The sequence below is a fragment of the Streptomyces sp. NPDC042100 genome (genome assembly GCF_055582325.1).
Window position 1 is genome coordinate 121,731 of sequence record NZ_JBVJDK010000001.1, and the last position, 17,536, is coordinate 139,266.

At 73.5% G+C, this 17,536-nt stretch carries 16 protein-coding genes; 6 read left to right on the forward strand and 10 right to left on the reverse strand.

The genetic code is table 11. The annotated features are described in order from the left end of the window. The first annotated feature begins 269 nt into the window (after positions 1 to 269). Positions 270 to 1,892 (forward strand): chaperonin GroEL, encoded by a 1,623-nt coding sequence (gene groL / locus ACZ6J5_RS00630; protein ID WP_469386224.1) that lies wholly within the window; start codon positions 270 to 272, stop codon positions 1,890 to 1,892. A gap of 113 nt (positions 1,893 to 2,005) precedes the next feature. Here groL and ACZ6J5_RS00635 read toward each other — a convergent pair whose 3' ends face one another. Further along, positions 2,006 to 3,694, reverse strand: a complete 1,689-nt coding sequence (locus ACZ6J5_RS00635; protein WP_469386226.1) for an Ig-like domain-containing protein — start codon at positions 3,692 to 3,694, stop codon at positions 2,006 to 2,008. Continuing rightward, entirely contained in the window at positions 3,684 to 5,243 is a 1,560-nt protein-coding gene (locus tag ACZ6J5_RS00640) for a hypothetical protein (protein ID WP_469386228.1), read from the reverse strand. The genes ACZ6J5_RS00635 and ACZ6J5_RS00640 overlap by 11 nt, the downstream gene beginning before the upstream one ends. 305 nt (positions 5,244 to 5,548) lie before the next feature. Between ACZ6J5_RS00640 and ACZ6J5_RS00645 the strand changes: the two genes are divergently transcribed. Beyond that, on the forward strand, positions 5,549 to 6,019 hold the full coding sequence (locus tag ACZ6J5_RS00645; RefSeq protein WP_469386230.1) for an SRPBCC domain-containing protein: 471 nt from the start codon (positions 5,549 to 5,551) through the stop codon (positions 6,017 to 6,019). Positions 6,020 to 6,062: 43 nt separating this feature from the next. On the opposite strand, the gene ACZ6J5_RS00650 is transcribed toward ACZ6J5_RS00645, so the two are convergent. From ACZ6J5_RS00650 to ACZ6J5_RS00660, 3 genes are all read right to left on the reverse strand, one after another. Then, on the reverse strand, positions 6,063 to 6,404 hold the full coding sequence (locus tag ACZ6J5_RS00650) for a deoxyxylulose-5-phosphate synthase (RefSeq protein WP_469386232.1): 342 nt from the start codon (positions 6,402 to 6,404) through the stop codon (positions 6,063 to 6,065). Positions 6,405 to 6,525: 121 nt separating this feature from the next. After that, complete coding sequence (locus ACZ6J5_RS00655; RefSeq protein ID WP_469386234.1) at positions 6,526 to 7,260, reverse strand: transporter substrate-binding domain-containing protein; 735 nt, start codon at positions 7,258 to 7,260, stop codon at positions 6,526 to 6,528. 11 nt (positions 7,261 to 7,271) lie between these two features. Then, positions 7,272 to 8,261, reverse strand: coding sequence for an aldo/keto reductase (locus tag ACZ6J5_RS00660; protein WP_469386236.1), 990 nt, complete (start codon positions 8,259 to 8,261; stop codon positions 7,272 to 7,274). A 96-nt stretch (positions 8,262 to 8,357) separates the two neighbouring features. Between ACZ6J5_RS00660 and ACZ6J5_RS00665 the strand changes: the two genes are divergently transcribed. After that, positions 8,358 to 9,143: a hypothetical protein gene (locus ACZ6J5_RS00665; protein ID WP_469386238.1), complete on the forward strand. Its 786-nt coding sequence runs from the start codon at positions 8,358 to 8,360 to the stop codon at positions 9,141 to 9,143. A gap of 114 nt (positions 9,144 to 9,257) precedes the next feature. Further along, on the forward strand, positions 9,258 to 10,757 hold the full coding sequence (locus tag ACZ6J5_RS00670) for an alpha/beta hydrolase (protein ID WP_469386240.1): 1,500 nt from the start codon (positions 9,258 to 9,260) through the stop codon (positions 10,755 to 10,757). 128 nt (positions 10,758 to 10,885) lie between these two features. Here ACZ6J5_RS00670 and ACZ6J5_RS00675 read toward each other — a convergent pair whose 3' ends face one another. The 3 genes from ACZ6J5_RS00675 to ACZ6J5_RS00685 are packed head-to-tail and all read right to left on the reverse strand — an operon-like array spanning position 10,886 to position 14,425. After that, positions 10,886 to 12,397 (reverse strand): PTS transporter subunit EIIC, encoded by a 1,512-nt coding sequence (locus ACZ6J5_RS00675; RefSeq protein ID WP_469386242.1) that lies wholly within the window; start codon positions 12,395 to 12,397, stop codon positions 10,886 to 10,888. Between the two features lie 43 nt (positions 12,398 to 12,440). Next, positions 12,441 to 13,439, reverse strand: a complete 999-nt coding sequence (murQ, locus tag ACZ6J5_RS00680; RefSeq protein ID WP_469386244.1) for an N-acetylmuramic acid 6-phosphate etherase — start codon at positions 13,437 to 13,439, stop codon at positions 12,441 to 12,443. Between the two features lie 17 nt (positions 13,440 to 13,456). Continuing rightward, positions 13,457 to 14,425, reverse strand: a complete 969-nt coding sequence (locus ACZ6J5_RS00685) for a MurR/RpiR family transcriptional regulator (RefSeq protein ID WP_469386246.1) — start codon at positions 14,423 to 14,425, stop codon at positions 13,457 to 13,459. A 103-nt stretch (positions 14,426 to 14,528) separates the two neighbouring features. On the opposite strand from ACZ6J5_RS00685, the gene ACZ6J5_RS00690 reads away from it, so the two are divergent. Together ACZ6J5_RS00690 and ACZ6J5_RS00695 are read left to right on the forward strand one after the other, a co-directional pair. Beyond that, entirely contained in the window at positions 14,529 to 14,885 is a 357-nt protein-coding gene (locus tag ACZ6J5_RS00690) for a hypothetical protein (protein ID WP_361165165.1), read from the forward strand. 13 nt (positions 14,886 to 14,898) lie between these two features. After that, positions 14,899 to 15,177, forward strand: coding sequence for a DUF4031 domain-containing protein (locus ACZ6J5_RS00695; RefSeq protein ID WP_469386248.1), 279 nt, complete (start codon positions 14,899 to 14,901; stop codon positions 15,175 to 15,177). A gap of 79 nt (positions 15,178 to 15,256) precedes the next feature. Here the strand turns inward: ACZ6J5_RS00695 and ACZ6J5_RS00700 are convergent, their stop codons facing one another. Further along, a complete protein-coding gene (locus tag ACZ6J5_RS00700) occupies positions 15,257 to 16,300 on the reverse strand; it encodes a hypothetical protein (protein ID WP_469386250.1) in 1,044 nt (347 codons plus the stop codon). A 32-nt stretch (positions 16,301 to 16,332) separates the two neighbouring features. Beyond that, complete coding sequence (locus ACZ6J5_RS00705) at positions 16,333 to 17,535, reverse strand: Cmx/CmrA family chloramphenicol efflux MFS transporter (RefSeq protein ID WP_469387392.1); 1,203 nt, start codon at positions 17,533 to 17,535, stop codon at positions 16,333 to 16,335. Position 17,536: the final 1 nt, after the last annotated feature.

Genomic DNA, 17,536 nt, shown 5'->3' on the forward strand with positions numbered 1-17,536 from the left:
TGCCCCCGGTGCCCGCCGCGTGCGCCCGGCTCGCGCGCCGGGCGTGTGCCGCGCGGTGTGACCGATCCTCGGTAGTCGCTTGCACTCGCATGGGGCGAGTGCTAATCATTGGCGTTAGCACTCTGAAGGTGAGAGTGCTTACGAGGATCGGGCAGACGAGGTCCGCGGCCATGTGGGGCAAGGAACCACAGGGTGAGCGGGCCGTCCGTCGCGGGCGTCGGCACGGTCCAGGAGCGTTATCCACCCCATGTCCGGGAGGACCACTTCACATGGCCAAGATCATCGCGTTCGACGAGGAGGCCCGGCGCGGTCTCGAGCGCGGCATGAACCAGCTCGCTGACGCCGTCAAGGTCACCCTCGGCCCCAAGGGCCGCAACGTCGTCCTCGAGAAGAAGTGGGGCGCCCCCACGATCACCAACGATGGTGTCTCCATCGCCAAGGAGATCGAGCTCGAGGACCCGTACGAGAAGATCGGCGCCGAGCTGGTCAAGGAAGTCGCCAAGAAGACGGACGACGTCGCCGGCGACGGTACGACCACCGCCACCGTCCTCGCCCAGGCGCTCGTCCGCGAGGGCCTGCGCAACGTGGCCGCCGGTGCCAACCCGATGGCCCTCAAGCGCGGCATCGAGAAGGCCGTCGAGGCCGTCTCCGGCGCGCTCCTTGAGCAGGCGAAGGATGTCGAGACCAAGGAGCAGATCGCTTCCACGGCCTCCATCTCCGCCGCCGACACCCAGATCGGCGAGCTCATCGCCGAGGCGATGGACAAGGTCGGCAAGGAAGGCGTCATCACCGTCGAGGAGTCGCAGACCTTCGGTCTCGAGCTTGAGCTCACCGAGGGCATGCGCTTCGACAAGGGCTACATCTCGGCGTACTTCGCGACCGACATGGAGCGCATGGAGGCGGCCCTGGATGACCCGTACATCCTGATCGTCAACTCCAAGATCTCCTCCGTGAAGGACCTGCTCCCGCTCCTGGAGAAGGTCATGCAGTCGGGCAAGCCGCTGCTGATCATCGCCGAGGACGTCGAGGGCGAGGCCCTGTCGACCCTGGTCGTCAACAAGATCCGCGGCACCTTCAAGTCCGTCGCGGTCAAGGCCCCGGGCTTCGGCGACCGTCGCAAGGCCATGCTGAACGACATCGCCATCCTCACCGGCGGCACGGTCATCTCCGAGGAGGTCGGCCTCAAGCTGGAGAACGCGGGCCTCGACCTGCTGGGCCGCGCCCGCAAGGTCGTCATCACCAAGGACGAGACCACCATCGTCGACGGTGCCGGTGACAGCGAGCAGGTCGCCGGTCGCGTGAACCAGATCCGCGCCGAGATCGAGAACAGCGACTCGGACTACGACCGCGAGAAGCTCCAGGAGCGCCTCGCGAAGCTGGCCGGCGGCGTGGCCGTCATCAAGGCCGGCGCCGCGACCGAGGTCGAGCTCAAGGAGCGCAAGCACCGCATCGAGGACGCCGTGCGCAACGCGAAGGCGGCCGTCGAGGAGGGCATCGTCGCCGGTGGCGGCGTGGCCCTGCTGCAGGCCTCCGCGGTCTTCGAGAAGCTGGAGCTGGACGGCGACGAGGCCACCGGTGCCAACGCCGTCAAGCTGGCCCTGGAGGCCCCGCTCAAGCAGATCGCCGTCAACGGTGGTCTCGAGGGTGGCGTCGTCGTCGAGAAGGTGCGCAACCTCCCCGTCGGCCACGGCCTGAACGCCGCGACCGGTGAGTACGTGGACATGATCGCCGAGGGCATCATCGACCCGGCGAAGGTCACCCGCTCCGCGCTGCAGAACGCCGCCTCCATCGCGGCGCTGTTCCTCACCACCGAGGCCGTCATCGCCGACAAGCCGGAGAAGTCCGCCGCGCCCGCCGGTGGCGGTATGCCGGGCGGCGACATGGACTTCTGATCCTCCCGTAGGTGATCGGAGGATCGGCGGTTCACCGCTGAACGCCGAAGGGCGGCACCCCCCAGGGGGTGCCGCCCTTCAGTCGTTCCCGGACCGGAGTCCGAGGGACCCGGTCAGCGGACGTCGACGTAGTCCGCCACGCCCGAGGACTGGAAGTGCGCCGTGTCGGCCACGTAGACGAGGTTGTACACGCCGTCCACGGTCGCCTTGTGCTTCAGCGCGATGTTTCCGTTGGCCGCCGTGTTGCCCTTGGCGACCGTGACCCACTTCGAGGTGCCCTTGGCCCGGAACTGCAGCTGGAGCTGCTTCGAGGCCAGCGGCTTCCAGCCGCTCACGTTGTGCTGGAGGGTGCCCGTGACGGTCACCGTCGCGCCCTTGCGGACGGGCTCGGGGGCCGCGTTGACGTTCAGCACGCGGGTCTCGGTCCGGGTGACCCGGAACGGGGTGCTGACGGACTCCGCGTACTGGTCCGAGGTCACGTGGCGCAGCCGGAACCAGCCGCCCTTGTTCCACACGGCGATGCCGAAGGTGGAGCGGACGCTGGAGTAGAAGCTGGTCGAGCCGACCTGCTTCCAGCCGGTGCGGCCGTCGGGCGACTGCTCCAGCAGCACCGTCTGCGAGGACGAGGAGCCGGACCAGCGCTCGTACGGGGAGCGGAGCTGGCCGTAGACCGTGAGGCGCGCGTCCGCCCGGAGCGAGTAGCTCATGGTCGTGGTGCGCGAGTCGAGGGGCATGACCAGCGTGCCCTGGACCGGCGAGAAGGCCTGGAAGAGGTCGGCCGACTCGACGGTCCAGCCCTCGGCGTTCGGGCCGGCCGCGGCGATCAGCTTCGCCGTGTAGTAGCCGTCCGCGTCGGTCCGCACGGTCTGCGGGAACGGGGTGCTGGGCTGGTAGTAGTCGTGCGGCGCGCCGAGGGTCACCCGGAGCGGCTGGTCCGCGAGCGGGGCGCCGCCGTTCTCCGGGTCGGTGACCCGGCCGGTGATGGTGACCGTCTCGCCGCTGACCGCGCGGGTCTTGTCGGCGGTGGCGGTGACCGTCATCTTCCGGGCCTGCCACTCGCTGAAGTAGCGCTGGTCGGTGGCGGTGCCGTGGACCTCGGCGCTGTTCTCGGTGAACGAGGCCAGGTACGACTCGTAGGACCGGGTCGCGGGGATCGGGGCGCCGGCGAACTCGCCGGTGTCCGTCGTGACCGCGGACTGGGCCGGGCCCTCGTCCGGGGTGGCCCGCTGGTAGGAGACCGAGCGGCCGGGCAGCGGCACGATGTCGCCGGAGCCGGGCTGGACGCCGGACAGCTTGCCCTGCGGGCGGATGTTCGGGTCGTTCCAGCCGGGCGTGCCCACCGCGAAGGTGAGCAGCGGGCGCAGGGTGAAGTCCAGCGTGCCCGCGCCGGCGCGGGTCACCGTGTTGCCGAGCGAGTCGGTGGCGGTGACGTCGATCGCGTACTGGCCGAGCTCGGGCAGGGTGCCCTCGTCCTCGGTCAGCTTCAGGGTGGCGTCCGAGGGCAGCTTGAAGGTGCCCGGGGCGGACTGGATCAGCGCCGGGATGTCGGCGAGGACGGTGTCGCCCCTGCGGACCTTGGCGGAGACCGCGGTGACGGTGGCCTGCGGGGCGTCCGTCCAGGCGGTGACCTGGAAGCTGCCGCGCTGGTTGGCGTCGGTGACGGCGCGGCCGATGCCCACGGTGGGCGTCGGGACCGGCTCGTCGGCGAGGGCGGGGGCCGCGGCGGCCCCCAGGGTCAGGGCCGTGACGAGGGACACGGCGGCGATGCGCCGCAGGTCGGCGCGTCGGAGATCAGAGCGCATCGACATAGATGGTCCTCGACTCGCTGTAGAAGAAACCGTTCTTGGACTGCAGGACGAGCGCCCAGGTGCCGTCGCCGTAGTTGGTGGCCTTGAAGTTGACGTTGCCGGCCGAGTTGGTGGCGATGTCCTTCTTGACCCAGTACCAGTTCGGGTCGCCCTTGGGCTTGAAGACGAGGGTGACCTTCGCGCCCGGCATGGCCTTCCAGACGCCCTTCACCTTCTGCTGGACGAGCGCCTTGACGGTCATCGTCGAGCCGGTGCGGGGCCGGGAGGGGGTGATGGAGACGTTCACGATCCGGGTGGGCGTCCGGGTCAGGCGGACCGTGTTGCTCGTCCGGGCGATGAAACGGTCCGTCTCCGGGTGGTAGATCCGGTAGAGCGCGTTCTCGTAGCCCCAGGTCTCGAACGAGAAGCTGCACCACGGGGTGGCCTGCGACTTCATGTTGTACCAGGTGCGGCCGTTGTCCAGGGAGACCTGGAAGGCGACCCAGTCGGGCTTCTCGTAGCAGCTCACCGAGGCGTTGGTGGCCAGACGGCCGGTCGCGGTGAGGCGGCCGAACTCGTCCATGGTGATGCGGGTGTCGGCGAACCAGAAGCTCTGCGGCACGGCGACGGCGGCGTGGTCGTACGGACGGTCGTTGCCCTTGCCGTAGTACACGGAGGGGCGCAGGCCGGTGAAGACGCCGGAGGTCGAGTACTGCACGCGGGCCGCGAGGGCGAAGAAGCCGTTGGCGTCCGTGGTGCCGGCGCCGATCTGGTCGACCACGCCGGAGCCGTACGAGAGCGGCTCGGTGCCGGTGGAGATGACCGGGGCGCCCTCGAAGCCCTTCCAGCCCTCGGCGGTCAGCCGCTCGACGCGGCCGGTGACCCGGACGTCGGTGTTGGCGTTGGCGCGGGTCTTGTTGGTGTCCGAGGTGATCCGGTACGTCAGCTTGTCGACGCCGACGCCGGACAGCGGGCGCGCCGCGTCCGGGTCGATGCCGAGGGCCGGGGCGACGACGGCGGTGCCGCCGGTGATCTCGGCGTCCGGGGTGACCGGCAGCGAGAAGGTGCCGTCGGCGCCGGTGGTGACGGTCGAGGTGGTGCTGCGCGTGGCGGCGAACGCGTCGCGCAGGGCCAGCGTGACGGAGACCGCGGTGCCCTCGGCGGCGGCGGTGCGCTCGCCGGTGGCCGGGTTCCAGGTGGTGGCCTTGCCCTTGAGGACGACCTCGCGCTGGTCGTAGCTGGTGGTCTTGCGGTCGAAGACGGCCGACTCGACGCCGGTGTGCGGCTTGTAGCCGAAGGTGCCGCCGGTCCAGCGCTCGACGATGCCGCCGGGCATCCGGTACTCGACGGCGAGCGGGTAGTCGCCGAAGGCGGTGCCCTCGGGGAGCTTGATCGCCGCGTCGGTGGTCCAGGCGTTGTAGCCGGTGGACGTGAGCTCGTCCGTGGCGAAGAGCGTGCCGGCGCCGGCGTCGGCGGAGGCGAGGACGCTCACCTTCACCCAGAGCGCGTTGGCGGGCAGCCCGAGGGTCAGCCGGCCGTCGTCCAGGGTGACGGTCTGCGTCACGGTCGCCGCGTACGCGGTCGGTGCCGCGACGATGGCGGGCAGGGCGACGCCTGCCGAAAGAGCGAAAACGGTTGCCGCACGTACCAGGACATGCGGCAGCGTGCGCGTAGAGCGCATCTGAGGGACCCCCCACAGGTCGGAAGGCGGCGCGTAGAGATCGCAGGCCGCGTGGGAGCACGATAGCGCTTCACCGTTGAACGTGTTCACTCGGTTATTGGTTCGTCCCTGTTTGCGACCGGAGTGCGTCAGTACGATCCTGAGGAGAGGGCCCCGCACGGCCGCCCGCGGGCAGACGGGAGAAGCCGATGATCACGCTGCTCACCACGCCGGCCGACCGGGAACTGGTCGTCACCCGCACCTTCGACGCCCCCGTACGGCGGGTCTGGGAGGCGTGGACGCGCCCCGAGCACGTGCGGGCCTGGTACGGGACGCCCGGCCTCACCATGTCCGTCTGCGAGATCGACCTGCGCCCGGGCGGCGCCTGGCGCTGGGGCCAGCGGACCCCCGACGGCCAGGAGATCGTCTTCTCGGGCACCTACGAGGAGCTGGTCCCGGCCGAACGCCTCGTCTACTCCGAGCACTTCGAGCAGATGCCGGACACCGGCCCGGTCCGCGTCATCCTCTCCTTCGACGCCACCCCCACCGGCGGCACCGCCCTCACCAGCACCTCCTTCTGGCCCACCACGGAAACCCGCGACCAGGCCCTGGCGGCGGGCATGGAGGCGGGCGTCCGCGAGCAGTACGACCGGCTGGCGGGGCATCTGCGGGGGATGTGAGGGGCTCCCGGGGGGCGGGGCGTGGGCGGGCGTGGGCCCCGGCTCAGGACGGCGGGAGTTCGTAGCGGAGCAGGGCTCGGGCCAGGGGTTCGCCGGTGCGGCGGGCGTAGGCGGTCCTGGCCTTGACCTCGCGGAGGGTGCGGGGCCGCCAGCCGGGGCCGCCGCAGCAGCTCTTGTGGAAGCCGACACCCGCGTTCAGCAGCACCGAGAGCGCCCGCCAGGCAGCCAGGTCCCGGCGCCTGGGCGGGGCGAACGCCGAGCCGGCGTGGATCAGCGTCCGCGCGCAGCGCGGACAGCGCCGCTCGCGGGTGATGTCCGCGTACGGCTGCTTGTACGACGCCCGGCACGGCAGGCAGACGAAGGAGGTCTTGCCGAAGGAGTCCATGGGGGCGCAGCGTAGGAAGGGGCGGGGCGGGCCGCCAGCGGATTTCGGCCCGGCCAGGTGGCTCCGGGGCCGTCCCCGGAACCGGCCCCGGGGACGGCCCCGGAACCGCCCTCGTCGGTCGCTACGCCTCCGGCGGGGCCAGCAGGGTCGGGTCCTGGTTGGCGCGGGTCAGGGACGCCGTCACGAAGCCCGTCGCCTTCAGTTCCTCGACCGTCGCGCGCAGGAACGCCACCGACTCCGCCGACCGCGTCACCGGGGTGCCCACCGCCTGCCGGATCTCCATGAAGCGGGCGTCCAGCAGGCGGACCTCCGGGTGCGCCGCCGCGTACGCCGTCATCGGCTGGCGGATGCCCGCCCCCGCCTCCAGGCCCTCCGCCGCGAAGACGTCCACGCCCTCGTCGCCGCGCACCAGCGTCGCGTGCCGCAGGGTGCGGGTGAGGTACAGGTCGTACGCCGAGCCCGCCTTCACGCCGATGCGCACACCCGGCGCGTCCACCTCCGCCGGGCCGGTCGGCGCCGAGTCGCGCGGCACCGCGTACACGCCCTCGATCACGACGTACGGGGCCGTGAACGCGACCTCCGCCTCCCGCGCGGGGTCCACCGCGAGGAAGCAGAGGTCCGCGCGGCCGGTCGCCATCGCCTCGTACGACTTGCGCGCCGCGTCGAAGCACAGCAGCTCCACCGGTACGCCCAGCCGCGCGCCGATCTCGCGGGCCAGGTCCACCGTGATGCCGGCGGGCGCCTCGGGGGTGCCCTGCGCCAGGACCGGGTTGCCCAGGTTGATCGAGGCGCGCAGGGTGCCGGTCGGGGCCAGGTCGGAGACGAGGGCTTGGGTGGGGGGCGTCGCTGAGGTCATGGGGCCGGAGCCTACGCCGCCGCCCCGGCGTGGGCCGCGTCGAGGCGGGCCAGGTCCTCGCCGGTCAGCCGCAGCGCGCCCGCCGCCACGTTCGCCGCGAGGTGCGCGGGGTCGCCGGTGCCGGGGATGGGGAGCAGGTGCGGGCCCTGGTGCAGCAGCCAGGCGAGCCGGACCTGCGCCGGGGCGGCCCCGTGCGCGCGGGCCACGGCCAGGACCGCCGCCGCCTCCGGCTCCGCGCCCGTCGCGCCGGTCTCCCGGCCCGCCGCCGCGATCGAGTAGAACGGCACGAACGCGATGCCCTGTTCGCCGCAGTGGCGCACGAACTCCGCGTATTCCGGGCGCACCCCGATCCCGTACATGTTCTGCACGCACACCACCGGCGCGATCTCCCGCGCCTGCGCGAGCTGCCCGGGCGTGACGTTCGAGACGCCGAGGTGGCGGATCAGCCCCGCCGCGCGGAGGTCGGCCAGGGCGCCGAAGCGCTCGGCGACGGAGTCCGTGCCGAGGACCCGGAGGTTGACCAGGTCGAGGTGGTCGCGGCCGAGCTGGCGCAGGTTCTCCTCGACCTGGGCGCGCAGCGCCCGTGGCGTACGGGCGTGCTCGGTCCAGGCGCCGGACGCGTCCCGCGCGGGGCCGACCTTCGTCGCGATCACGAGGTCGTCGGGGTAGCGGCCGGCGGGGGCGAGGGCGCTGTTGATGAGTTCGTTCGCGGACCGCAGCGGCGAGAAGTAGAACGCGGCGGTGTCTATGTGGTTCACGCCCAGCTCGACGGCCCTGCGGAGCACGCCGATCGCCTGCGCGCGGTCGCGCGGCACGGCGTCCTCGACGAGGGCGCCGCCGGTCTGCGGCAGCCGCATGGCGCCGAAGCCCATGCGGCGTACGGGGAGGTCGCCGAGCGTCCAGGTGCCGGAGGCGGCGGCGTCGGGCGAGGGCGAGGGCGAGGGCGAGGGCGAGGGAGCGGGGTGTGCGGGCTGCGCGGGGGCGGTTCCTTCGGTGGTCATGGGCCGGATGATCTCCCTCCCGCCGGGTCTGTGTCATCCGCCCGGCCCGGCCGTAGGCTGCGCGCTCGACGTGATCGTGAACGGGGGGACCGGGACATGGCGGCCGTACGGATCGGCAGACGGAAGCGGGGCGGGGAGCGGGGCAAGCCGGTACGGGTGGAGGAGGCGGTGCGGCTCCACGACCACCGGGGCGGGGCCGAACGCACCGCGCGCCGCTTCCTGCTGGGCGCCCGGCTCGCGGCGGGCGGCGCCGTCCTGCTCGGGCACCTCGCGGTGGTGCCGCTGTGGCGGGACCCCGGCGCGGCGGGGCAGCGCCTGGCGCTCGGTGTCGGCGCGGCGGCGCTGGCCTGCGGGGTGCTGTGGGTGGCGGTCCTCTCCCGGGCCGCCCGCTGGGTCGCGTCCGGCGTGGTCGCCGACGCGGGCACCGCCCCGCCGCCCCCGGCCGGGCTGCTCCCCGGCGTCTTCTCCGGGCCGCCCGAACTCGTGTGGGACTGGGCGCGGCTGCTGCACCTGGTGTCGATGGGCGTGCCGATCGGCGCGCTCGTCGCCGCCCTCGCGGCGGCGGCGGGCAAGGAGGAGCTGACGGTCTTCACCGGCTGGGGCGCCACCGGCTTCGCGCTGCTGCTCACCGCGCTCATGGGCGGGATCATCGGCGGCCTGGGCTTCGGGCTGGTGGACAGCGACGAGGAGTGCTGGACGCCCCGGGGCGCCCGCCGCCGCCTCCGCCGCTACGCCGTGCCGTTCCTGCTCTCGGCGCCCTGGCTGGCCGGCGTGTGGACGGTCTGGGCGGGGGTGCTGGTGTGCGGGGCGGCGCTGTGGCTGCTGATCGCGCCGGTGAACTACGTCGGGTCGCAGATCCCGAGCGTGCCGTCCTCCGACTGAGCGGACGTCCTCCGGACACCTCCGGAAGTCTCCTGAGGCCAGGGGGCTACCCCCACCGTGCGTCCGCGTGTCTGCCGGATGGGGTGCTGACGTGCACTCAGACAGGCTTCTCCCATGACGACTTACGCCGGAATCGCCCTCGCCCTGGCCCTCGCGGCCCCCGCCGCCCTCACCGCTCCGGGTGCCGCCCAGGCCCAGGCCCAGGCCCCGGCCCCGGCCGCCTCGGCCGCCCCGGCCCTCGCCTGGCACGACTGCGGGCCCGCCGGGCTGCGGCAGGAGTGCGCCACGCTGACCGTGCCGCTCGACTACGCCGACCCGGACGGGCGCCGGGTCCCGCTCGCCGTGTCCCGGATCCTCAGCGCCCGGCCCGAGCGGCGGCGCGGGGTGCTGCTCGTGGTGCCCGGCGGGCCCGGCGGCTCCGGGGTGCAGCGGCTGTCCGCCAAGGGGGCTGCACTGCAAGGGGAGTTGGGCGGAGCGTACGACCTGGTGGCGTTCGACCCGCGCGGTGTCGGCGGCAGCGTGAAGGCCGGCTGCGGGCTCGCCGACGAGGACCGGCACCTGGTCAACCTGCGGAGCTGGCCCGCCGCCGACGGCTCCGTCGACGCGAACACCGTCCGCTCCCGCCGCATCGCCGAGGCGTGCGCCCGCGTGGGCGGCGCCGAACTCCGCGGCCTCACCACCGCCAACCAGGTGCGGGACATGGACCGGCTGCGCGCGGCGCTCGGCGAGGAGACGGTGTCGGTGTGGGGCGTCTCGTACGGCACGTACGTCACCGCCCAGTACGCGCAGAAGTTCCCGCGCCGCACCGACCGGCTGGTCCTCGACAGCAGCGCCGACCCGGACCCGCGCACGGTCGCGCAGGGCTGGCTGCGGGGGATGGCGCGGGGCGCCGAGGACCGCTTCCCCGACTTCGCCGCCTGGGCCGCGCACCCGGACCGGGCGCCGGAGGGGCTGCGGCTCGCCGAGCGGGCCGGGGACGTGCGCGGGCTGGTCCTCGACGCCGCCGCGCGCCTGGACCGGGAGCCGAAGCCCTCGGCCACGGCGGGGGTGCCGCTGACCGGCAACCTGCTGCGGCAGGCGCTCCAGCTGGCGCTCTACTCGGACACACAGTTCGAGGGCTTCGCCCGGCTCGTGCGGCAGGCCCGCACGCCGGGCGAGACGCCGGTCCTGCCGCCCGCCCTGACCGGCCCGATGTCCGACGCGGACGCGGCCGTCACGGTCGGCGTGATCTGCAACGACGTGAGGTGGCGGGGCTCCGTCGCCTCCTACGGGCGGGCCGTGGCCGCCGACCGGGCCGCGTACCCGCTGACGGCGGGGATGCCCGCGAACATCACGCCCTGCTCCTTCTGGAAGGGCGGCCCGGTGGAGCGGCCGGCCCGGCTGACCGGCCGGGGCCCGTCGAACATCCTCATGATCCAGAGCCTGCGCGACCCGGCCACCCCGCACTCCGAGGGCCTCAAGATGCGCGCGGCCCTCGGCGCCAGGGCCCGGCTGGTCTCCGTCGACCACGGCGGCCACGGCATGTACCTCGGCAACGGCAACGCCTGCGGCGACCGCGCGGTGACCCGCTTCCTGCTCACCGGCGAGCGCCCGGAGGCCGACGTCACCTGCTGAGCGAGGCGGGGCGCGGGGTACGGGGAAGGGCTCCCGGTACGTGCGTACCGGGAGCCCTTCGCTGTGTTCCGTGTGTTCCGTGTGTTCCGTGTGTTCCGTGTGTTCCGTGTGTTCCGTGCGCGGGTCGGTCAGACCTTCGCCGGTTCCGCCTCCGGCGTGGTGGCCGCCGGGGTGGCGGCGGGGGCCGCGGCCGGGGCGGGGGCCGTGGCCGTCCCCGCCTCGGTCTCCGTGTCCACGTTGAACTCCTCGATCAGCTCCTTGCTGAAGCCGAAGAAGTACGTGGCCAGGAAACCCACGACGTAGCCGACGAGGAGGCCGCCCGCGTAGATCAAGATGGTCCCGCCGAGGCCCTTGCTGCCGTCGAGGAGGGGGAAGAGGGCCCAGCCCGAGGGGCCGATCGTGGTGGAGCCGACCTGGTCGCCCAGCATGCTGAAGAGGCCGATGAAGCCGCCGCCGAAGGCGCCGCCGACGCAGGCGGTGATGAAGGGGCGGCCCAGCGGGAGCGAGACGCCGTAGATCAGCGGCTCGCCGACGCCGAGGAAGCCGGCCGGGAGGGCGGACTTGATGGTGCGGCGGATCGAGCCGTTGCGGGGCAGCTTGCGGTAGACGGCCATGGCCGCGCCGACCTGGCCCGCGCCCGCCATCGCCAGGATGGGCAGGAGGACCGTGTAGCCCTGCTGCTCGATCAGGGTGGTGTGGATCGGGATCAGGGCCTGGTGGAGGCCGAGCATCACCAGCGGGAGGAACAGGCCGCCGAGCAGGAAGCCGGCGCCGGCACCCGCGTGGGTGAGCAGCCAGGTGGCGAAGTCGCCGATGCCCTGGGAGATCTCACCGGCGACGAACATCAGGCCGAAGATCGTGGCGAGGCCGGAGAGCAGGACGGTGATGGTCGGGGTGACCAGGACGTCCAGGGACTCGGGCACCCAGCGGCGGCACCACTTCTCCACGTACACGGCGAGGACCGCCGCGCCGAGCGCGCCGAGGACGCCGCCCTGGCCGGGGGAGAGGGTCTGGCCGAAGACGGTGATCTTGGCGACACCCGCGAAGACGATGATGGACGCGACCGCGCCGCCGAGGATGGGCGTGCCGCCGAACTCCTTCGCCGTGTTGAAGCCGACGAAGACCGCGATGAGGGCCATGAAGCCGCTCGCGATGGCGGCGAGCGCCGGGGTGACGCCGGGCAGCCAGCCGAGGTTGATGAGCAGGCCGTTGAGGCCGGCGATGATGCCGCAGCCGATGAGGGCGGGGATCAGCGGGACGAAGATGTTGGCGATCTTGCGCAGGAAGAGCTTGAACGGGGTGGAGTTCTTCGCCTTCTGCGCCGCCTTGATCGCCGCGCCCTGGGCGGCGAGGTCGTCCGCCGAGTGGACCGGCTGGGGCGCCTCGGCGATCAGGGCCTCCAGCTCGGGGGTCACGCGGGCGACGGTGCCGGGGCCGAGGACGATCTGGTACGTGTCGTCCTCTACGACGCCCATCACGGACGGCAGGGCCTTGAGGGCCTCGTCCTGGACGAGCGAGCGGTCCCGCAGACCCAGCCGGAGGCGGGTCATGCAGTGGGCCACGGAGCTGATGTTCTCGGCGCCGCCGACGAGGGGGAGGATCGCGGCGGCGATGGCGCGGTTCTTGTCGTCTGTGCTCATGGTGCGGTGGTGCCTTGCTGTGAGGGGGGTGCCCGGCGAGGGGTTACGGGGTGAGGGGGGCGACGGCGGCGGCCGTGGCGGTGTCGGTGCTCGCCGTGGGGCCGGTCGCGTGCAGCGCTGCGCGCAGGTGGCCCTTCGAGTCGTGCAGCCGCTGGTCGGCGGCCTTGGCGTCGATGTCGGCGAGGATCATCAGGATCGCGGTCTTCACCTCCCCGTCGGCGGCGGTCAGGGCGGTCTCGATCTGCTCGTCCGGCGCGCCGGTGGCGAGGGCCACGATGCGGCGGGAGCGGGCCTGGAGCTTCTCGTTGGAGGCGCGGACGTCGACCATGAGGTTTCCGTAGGTCTTGCCGAGCCGGATCATCGTGATCGTCGAGATCATGTTGAGCACCAGCTTCTGGGCGGTGCCCGCCTTCAGGCGCGTGGAGCCGGTGAGCAGCTCGGGGCCGGCGACGACCTCGATGCCGTGCTCGGCGGCGGCGGCCAGCGCGCTGTCCGCGTTGCAGGACAGGCCGATGGTCAGGGCGCCCTCGGCCCGGGCGTGCTCGACGGCGCCGATGGCGTACGGGGTGCGGCCGGAGGCGGAGATGCCGACCACCGTGTCGTCGGCGGTGAGGCCGAGCGCGGTGAGGTCCTCGACGGCGAGCTCCTTGGAGTCCTCGGCGCCCTCGACGGCCTTGATCATGGCGGACGGGCCGCCCGCGATCAGGCCGACGACCTGGGAGGGGTCGGTGTTGAAGGTGGGCGGGCACTCGCTGGCGTCCAGGACGCCGAGCCGGCCGGCCGTGCCGGCGCCGAGGTAGAGGAGCCGGCCGCCGCGGGCCATGCGGGCGGCGGTGGCGTCGATGGCGGCGGCGATGGCGGGCAGCTGCTGGGCGACGGCGGCGGGGACGGTCTGGTCCTCGCTGTTCATCAGGGCGGCGAGCTCGGCGGTCGGGAGCTGGTCGATCTCGGCCAGCTCGGGCCGGAACGCCTCGGTGGTGAGGGTGGCGAGCTGGGCGCGCAGCGCGGAGTACGTGGTGGCGGATGCGGGTGCGGTGGACACGGGGCGGCTCTCTTGGTTCAGCGGGTGCGGGGGGAGTGGCGGTGGGCGAGGGCTTCGTACGAGGCGGCGAGGGCAGGGGCCGCCGTCTCGTACGTACGTTGGGTGACGCAGGTGAACAGACAGTCCACGACCAGGAGTTGGCTGGTGCGGGACGACATGGCCGCGGGGCGCAGTTCGCTCTCGCGGGCGGTGGAGGTGGTCAGCACGTGGTCGGCGTACTGCGCGACCGGGCCGTCGGGGCGGCCGGTGACGGCGACCGTGGTGGCGCCGTGGTCGAAGGCGACCCGCAGCGGTTCTATGACGTCGCCGGTGGACCCGGAGTGGGTGATGGCGATGGCGACGTCGCCGGAGCGGAGCTGCACGGCGTTGGTGACGGCGAGGTGCGGGTCGCTGTGGGCGTGCGCGAGCAGGCCGATGCGGAGCAGCTTCTGGCCGAGGTCCTGGGCGACGAGCCCGGAGGCGCCGACGCCGTAGATGTCGATGCGGCGGGCGGTGGCGAGGGCGGCGACGGCCGCGCCGAGCTGGACGGTGTCGAGTCCGGCGGCGGTGTCGGCGAGGGTCTGCTGCTCGTCGTAGGCCAGCTTGGCGACGACGTCGGCGACCGGGTCGTCGACGGCGATGTCGGCGGTGACGGAGGGGGCGCGGCCGGACTGCTGCTGGGCGGCGAGGCCGGCCAGCGCCAGGCGCAGGTCCCGGTAGCCGGGGTAGCCGAGCAGGCGGGCGGTGCGGACGACGGTGGCCTCGCTGGTGCCGGTGAGCTCGGCGAGACCGGTGACGGTGAGGGCGGCGCAGCCGGCCGGGTCCCCGGCGACGGCCTCGGCGACGCGCTGCATGGAGCGGGTCATGGAGGGGCCGAGGGTGCGCACCTTGGCGGCGAGCGCGGCGGGGGCGGGCGGGGGCGCCAGCGGGGCGGACTGCCGCCCGACCGGGGCGCCGGCCCGGGTGCCGGGGCTGCCGGTGAAACTTTCCTTCACGTCATTGGTCACACTTGAAAGATATTTTCGGCCGGGGGGAGCGTCAAGGGTCCGTTGGGCCCGGATCCGGGCGGGACATTGGTCCTTCGCGGGCGGGTGGGGCGAGAATGTGTGCATGGACGACATCGACCCCGTGGAGCAGGCGCTCCACGCCGCCCGTGCCCTGGTCCTCGCCGATCTGGTGGCCCGCGAGGTCGCCATGGCCGAGGTCGTCTCGATGGTGGAGGACGCCGTCGCCCACCGCCGCTGGTGGGTGGAGCAGTGGCCCGAGGGCGCGCCCTTCGTGGCCGGTCTGGTCGCCCAGGACGTACAGGACGCGCTGCTGGAACGTTACGGCCGCTGGCCGCTCTGCCCGGTCTGCTCCTCGGGCGACCCGCACGCCCTGGACGTCGAGCCGGAGATGGGCCCGGACCCGCACTGGGTCTGCGGCAAGCAGGGCGTGGTGGTCGCGCCGGTGGGCGGGCTCACGTGAGGGGTGCGGGGGCGTGACGCTGTACATCGACCCGCCCACCTGGCCGGGCCACGGCCGCGTGTGGTCGCACCTGGTCAGCGACGTCTCCTTCGAGGAGCTGCACGCCTTCGCCGCCTCGATCGGCGCCCCGCCCCGGGGCTTCGACGGGGACCACTACGACATCCCGTCCGACCGGTACGGGGACGCGGTGGCGGCGGGCGCGGTCGAGGTCGGTTCGAAGGAGCTGCTGCGCCGGCTCACGGAGGCGGGGCTGCGCCGGCCGAAGCGCCGGCCGGCGCGGGGACCCGCGTAGGGGGACCCGCGGAGGGCGGGGACTGGCCTAGGGGGGCCCGCGCGCCGGGGCCGAGGGGGTCTCTACAGCTCCAGGGCCATCAGAGGGTGTAGCTGATCCCCGCCCCGTGGGTGGCGGCGATGGTGCCGGAGGCGTAGCCGTCGTGGATCTTCACGGGGTTGCCGTCGACGTTCCGTACCTTCAGTGTCGTCCGCACCTGGGCGCAGCCGCCGAGCTGGGCGCGGGTGAGGTGGAGGGTGTTGGCGGCGGTCTGGTGGTGCTTGGCGTCGCTGATGTTCCAGCGGGAGACCGGGCCGGTGAGGGCGGGGCCGCACAGGGCGCCGTCGGCGTTGCGGGGCTGGGCCTCGACCCAGGTCTCGACGGTGCTGCCGGTGTGGGCGGCGGTCCCGCCGGAACAGATCGGGGACCCGGCGGCGCAGGTGGAGAGGGCCGCGTCCTGGTAGAGGACGAAGTCGGTGTCGGCGGTGGACGGGGTGTACGTGTAGCCGAGCGTCGTCGCGGTGGCGGTGCGGGCGACGGTGGTGCCGGTGCCGGCGAGCAGGGTCCAGCGGGCGGTGGCGGGGTAGCTCTTGCGGGCCAGCTCGGCGCCGGCCGGGACGCGCATGGTGACGGTGCGGCCGTTCACGATGACCGAGGAGTACGAGACGACGGACAGCCGGCAGGCGTAGGTGCCGTCGGCGGGGGCGGTGAAGACCCAGCGCAGGGCGGCGGTCAGCGAGGTCTCGCCCGGGGGGACGAGGTTGGCGGCCCAGTAGGCGCCGGCCTCGGTGCCGGCGGGCAGGGGCGCGCCGTCGGGGGTGCCGTCGGCGGCGCGGCAGCGGATGGCGAAGGTGTTGCCTATGTTGTCGCCCGCGGAGAGCCGGTCGACCGGCTCGGCGGAGAAGGAGCGGGACCAGAGGAACGAGCGCTCTCCGGCGACGGCGTCGAAGCTGATCTCGGTGCCGGGGACGTCGACGTAGGCGACGGCGTTGCGGGTGACCTCGTAGGTGATCCCGGTGGACGCGGCGGGCCCGGCGGGCGCGGCGCTCGCGGGCGCGGCGGTGAGCGCCGTGCCCGCGAGGGCGAGGGCGAGTGCTGCGGTGGCGGCGCGCAGAGGCGTGCCGAGGAGGGTGCGGAGGCGCACGGAGTGGTCCTGCCTTCCTGTCTGAGGATGGGTCAGCGGGACGATACGGCCTTCGCCTTCCGGGGCGCACCCGAGGCCACGAGCCGGGAGCTCCCCTGGTGCAGCCGCAGCGAGACGGTGACGGTGACGAGGGCGAGCAGGGTCATGGCGGCGCCGGCCCAGGCGGGGGAGGCGAAGCCGTGGCCGGCGTCGATGACGGTGCCGCCGAGCCAGGGGCCGCCGGTGTTGCCGAGGTTGAAGGCGGCGGTGGTGGTGGCTCCGGCGAGGGTGGGGGCGGCGCCGGCGACGTTGAACATGCGGGCGTTGAGGGCGGGCGCGGTGTAGAAGCAGGAGACGCCGAGGAGGAAGGTCAGCGCGATCGTGGCGACGGGGCTGGCGGCGAGGAGTGCGAGGGCGGCGAGGAAGACGGTGGAGGCGGTGACGCCGCTGAGCAGCACGCCGAAGAGGTGGGCGTCGGCGACGCGCCCGCCGATGTAGGTGCCGACGAGGGCGCCGACGCCGAAGAGGGCGAGGACGCCGGAGACCCAGCCCTCGTCGAGCCCGGAGACGTCGGTGAGGAGCGGGGCCAGGTAGGAGAAGGCGCAGAAGACGCCGCCGGCGGCGAGGGCGGTGAGCAGCACGGAGAGCAGCACCTGCCGGTCGCGGTAGATCGCGAGCTCGGCGCGCAGGCGGGGCTTCTGGGTGGGGCGCGGGATGTGCGGGATCTTGAGCAGGACGCCCACGAGGGCGATGGCGGAGGCGGCGCCGACGGCCCAGAAGGCGGAGCGCCAGCCGAGGTGCTCGCCGAGGAAGGCGCCGGCGGGGACGCCGAGGACGTTGGCTATGGAGAGCCCGCCGATCATGACGGCCATGGCCCGCGCGCGGGACCCGACGGGCACCATGGCGATGGCGACGGCGGCGCCCAGGGCCCAGAACCCGGCGCAGGCGAGCGCGCTGACCACGCGCGAGGCGAAGAGCACCGCGTAGTTCGGCGCGAGCGCCCCGGCGACCTGCCCGAGCCCGAAGAGGCTGATCAGCGCGGTGAGCGTGGCCTTGCGCGGCAGCCGCAGGGTGGCGACGGCGAGCAGCGGCGCGCCGACGACCATCCCGATGGCGAAGGCGGAGATGAGCAGCCCCGCGGTGGGGATGGACACGCCCATGTCCTCGGCGATGGGCGGCAGCAGCCCGGAGAGCATGAACTCGCTCGTGCCGAGCGCGAAGACGGACAGGCCGAGGATGTAGACGGCGAGGGGCATA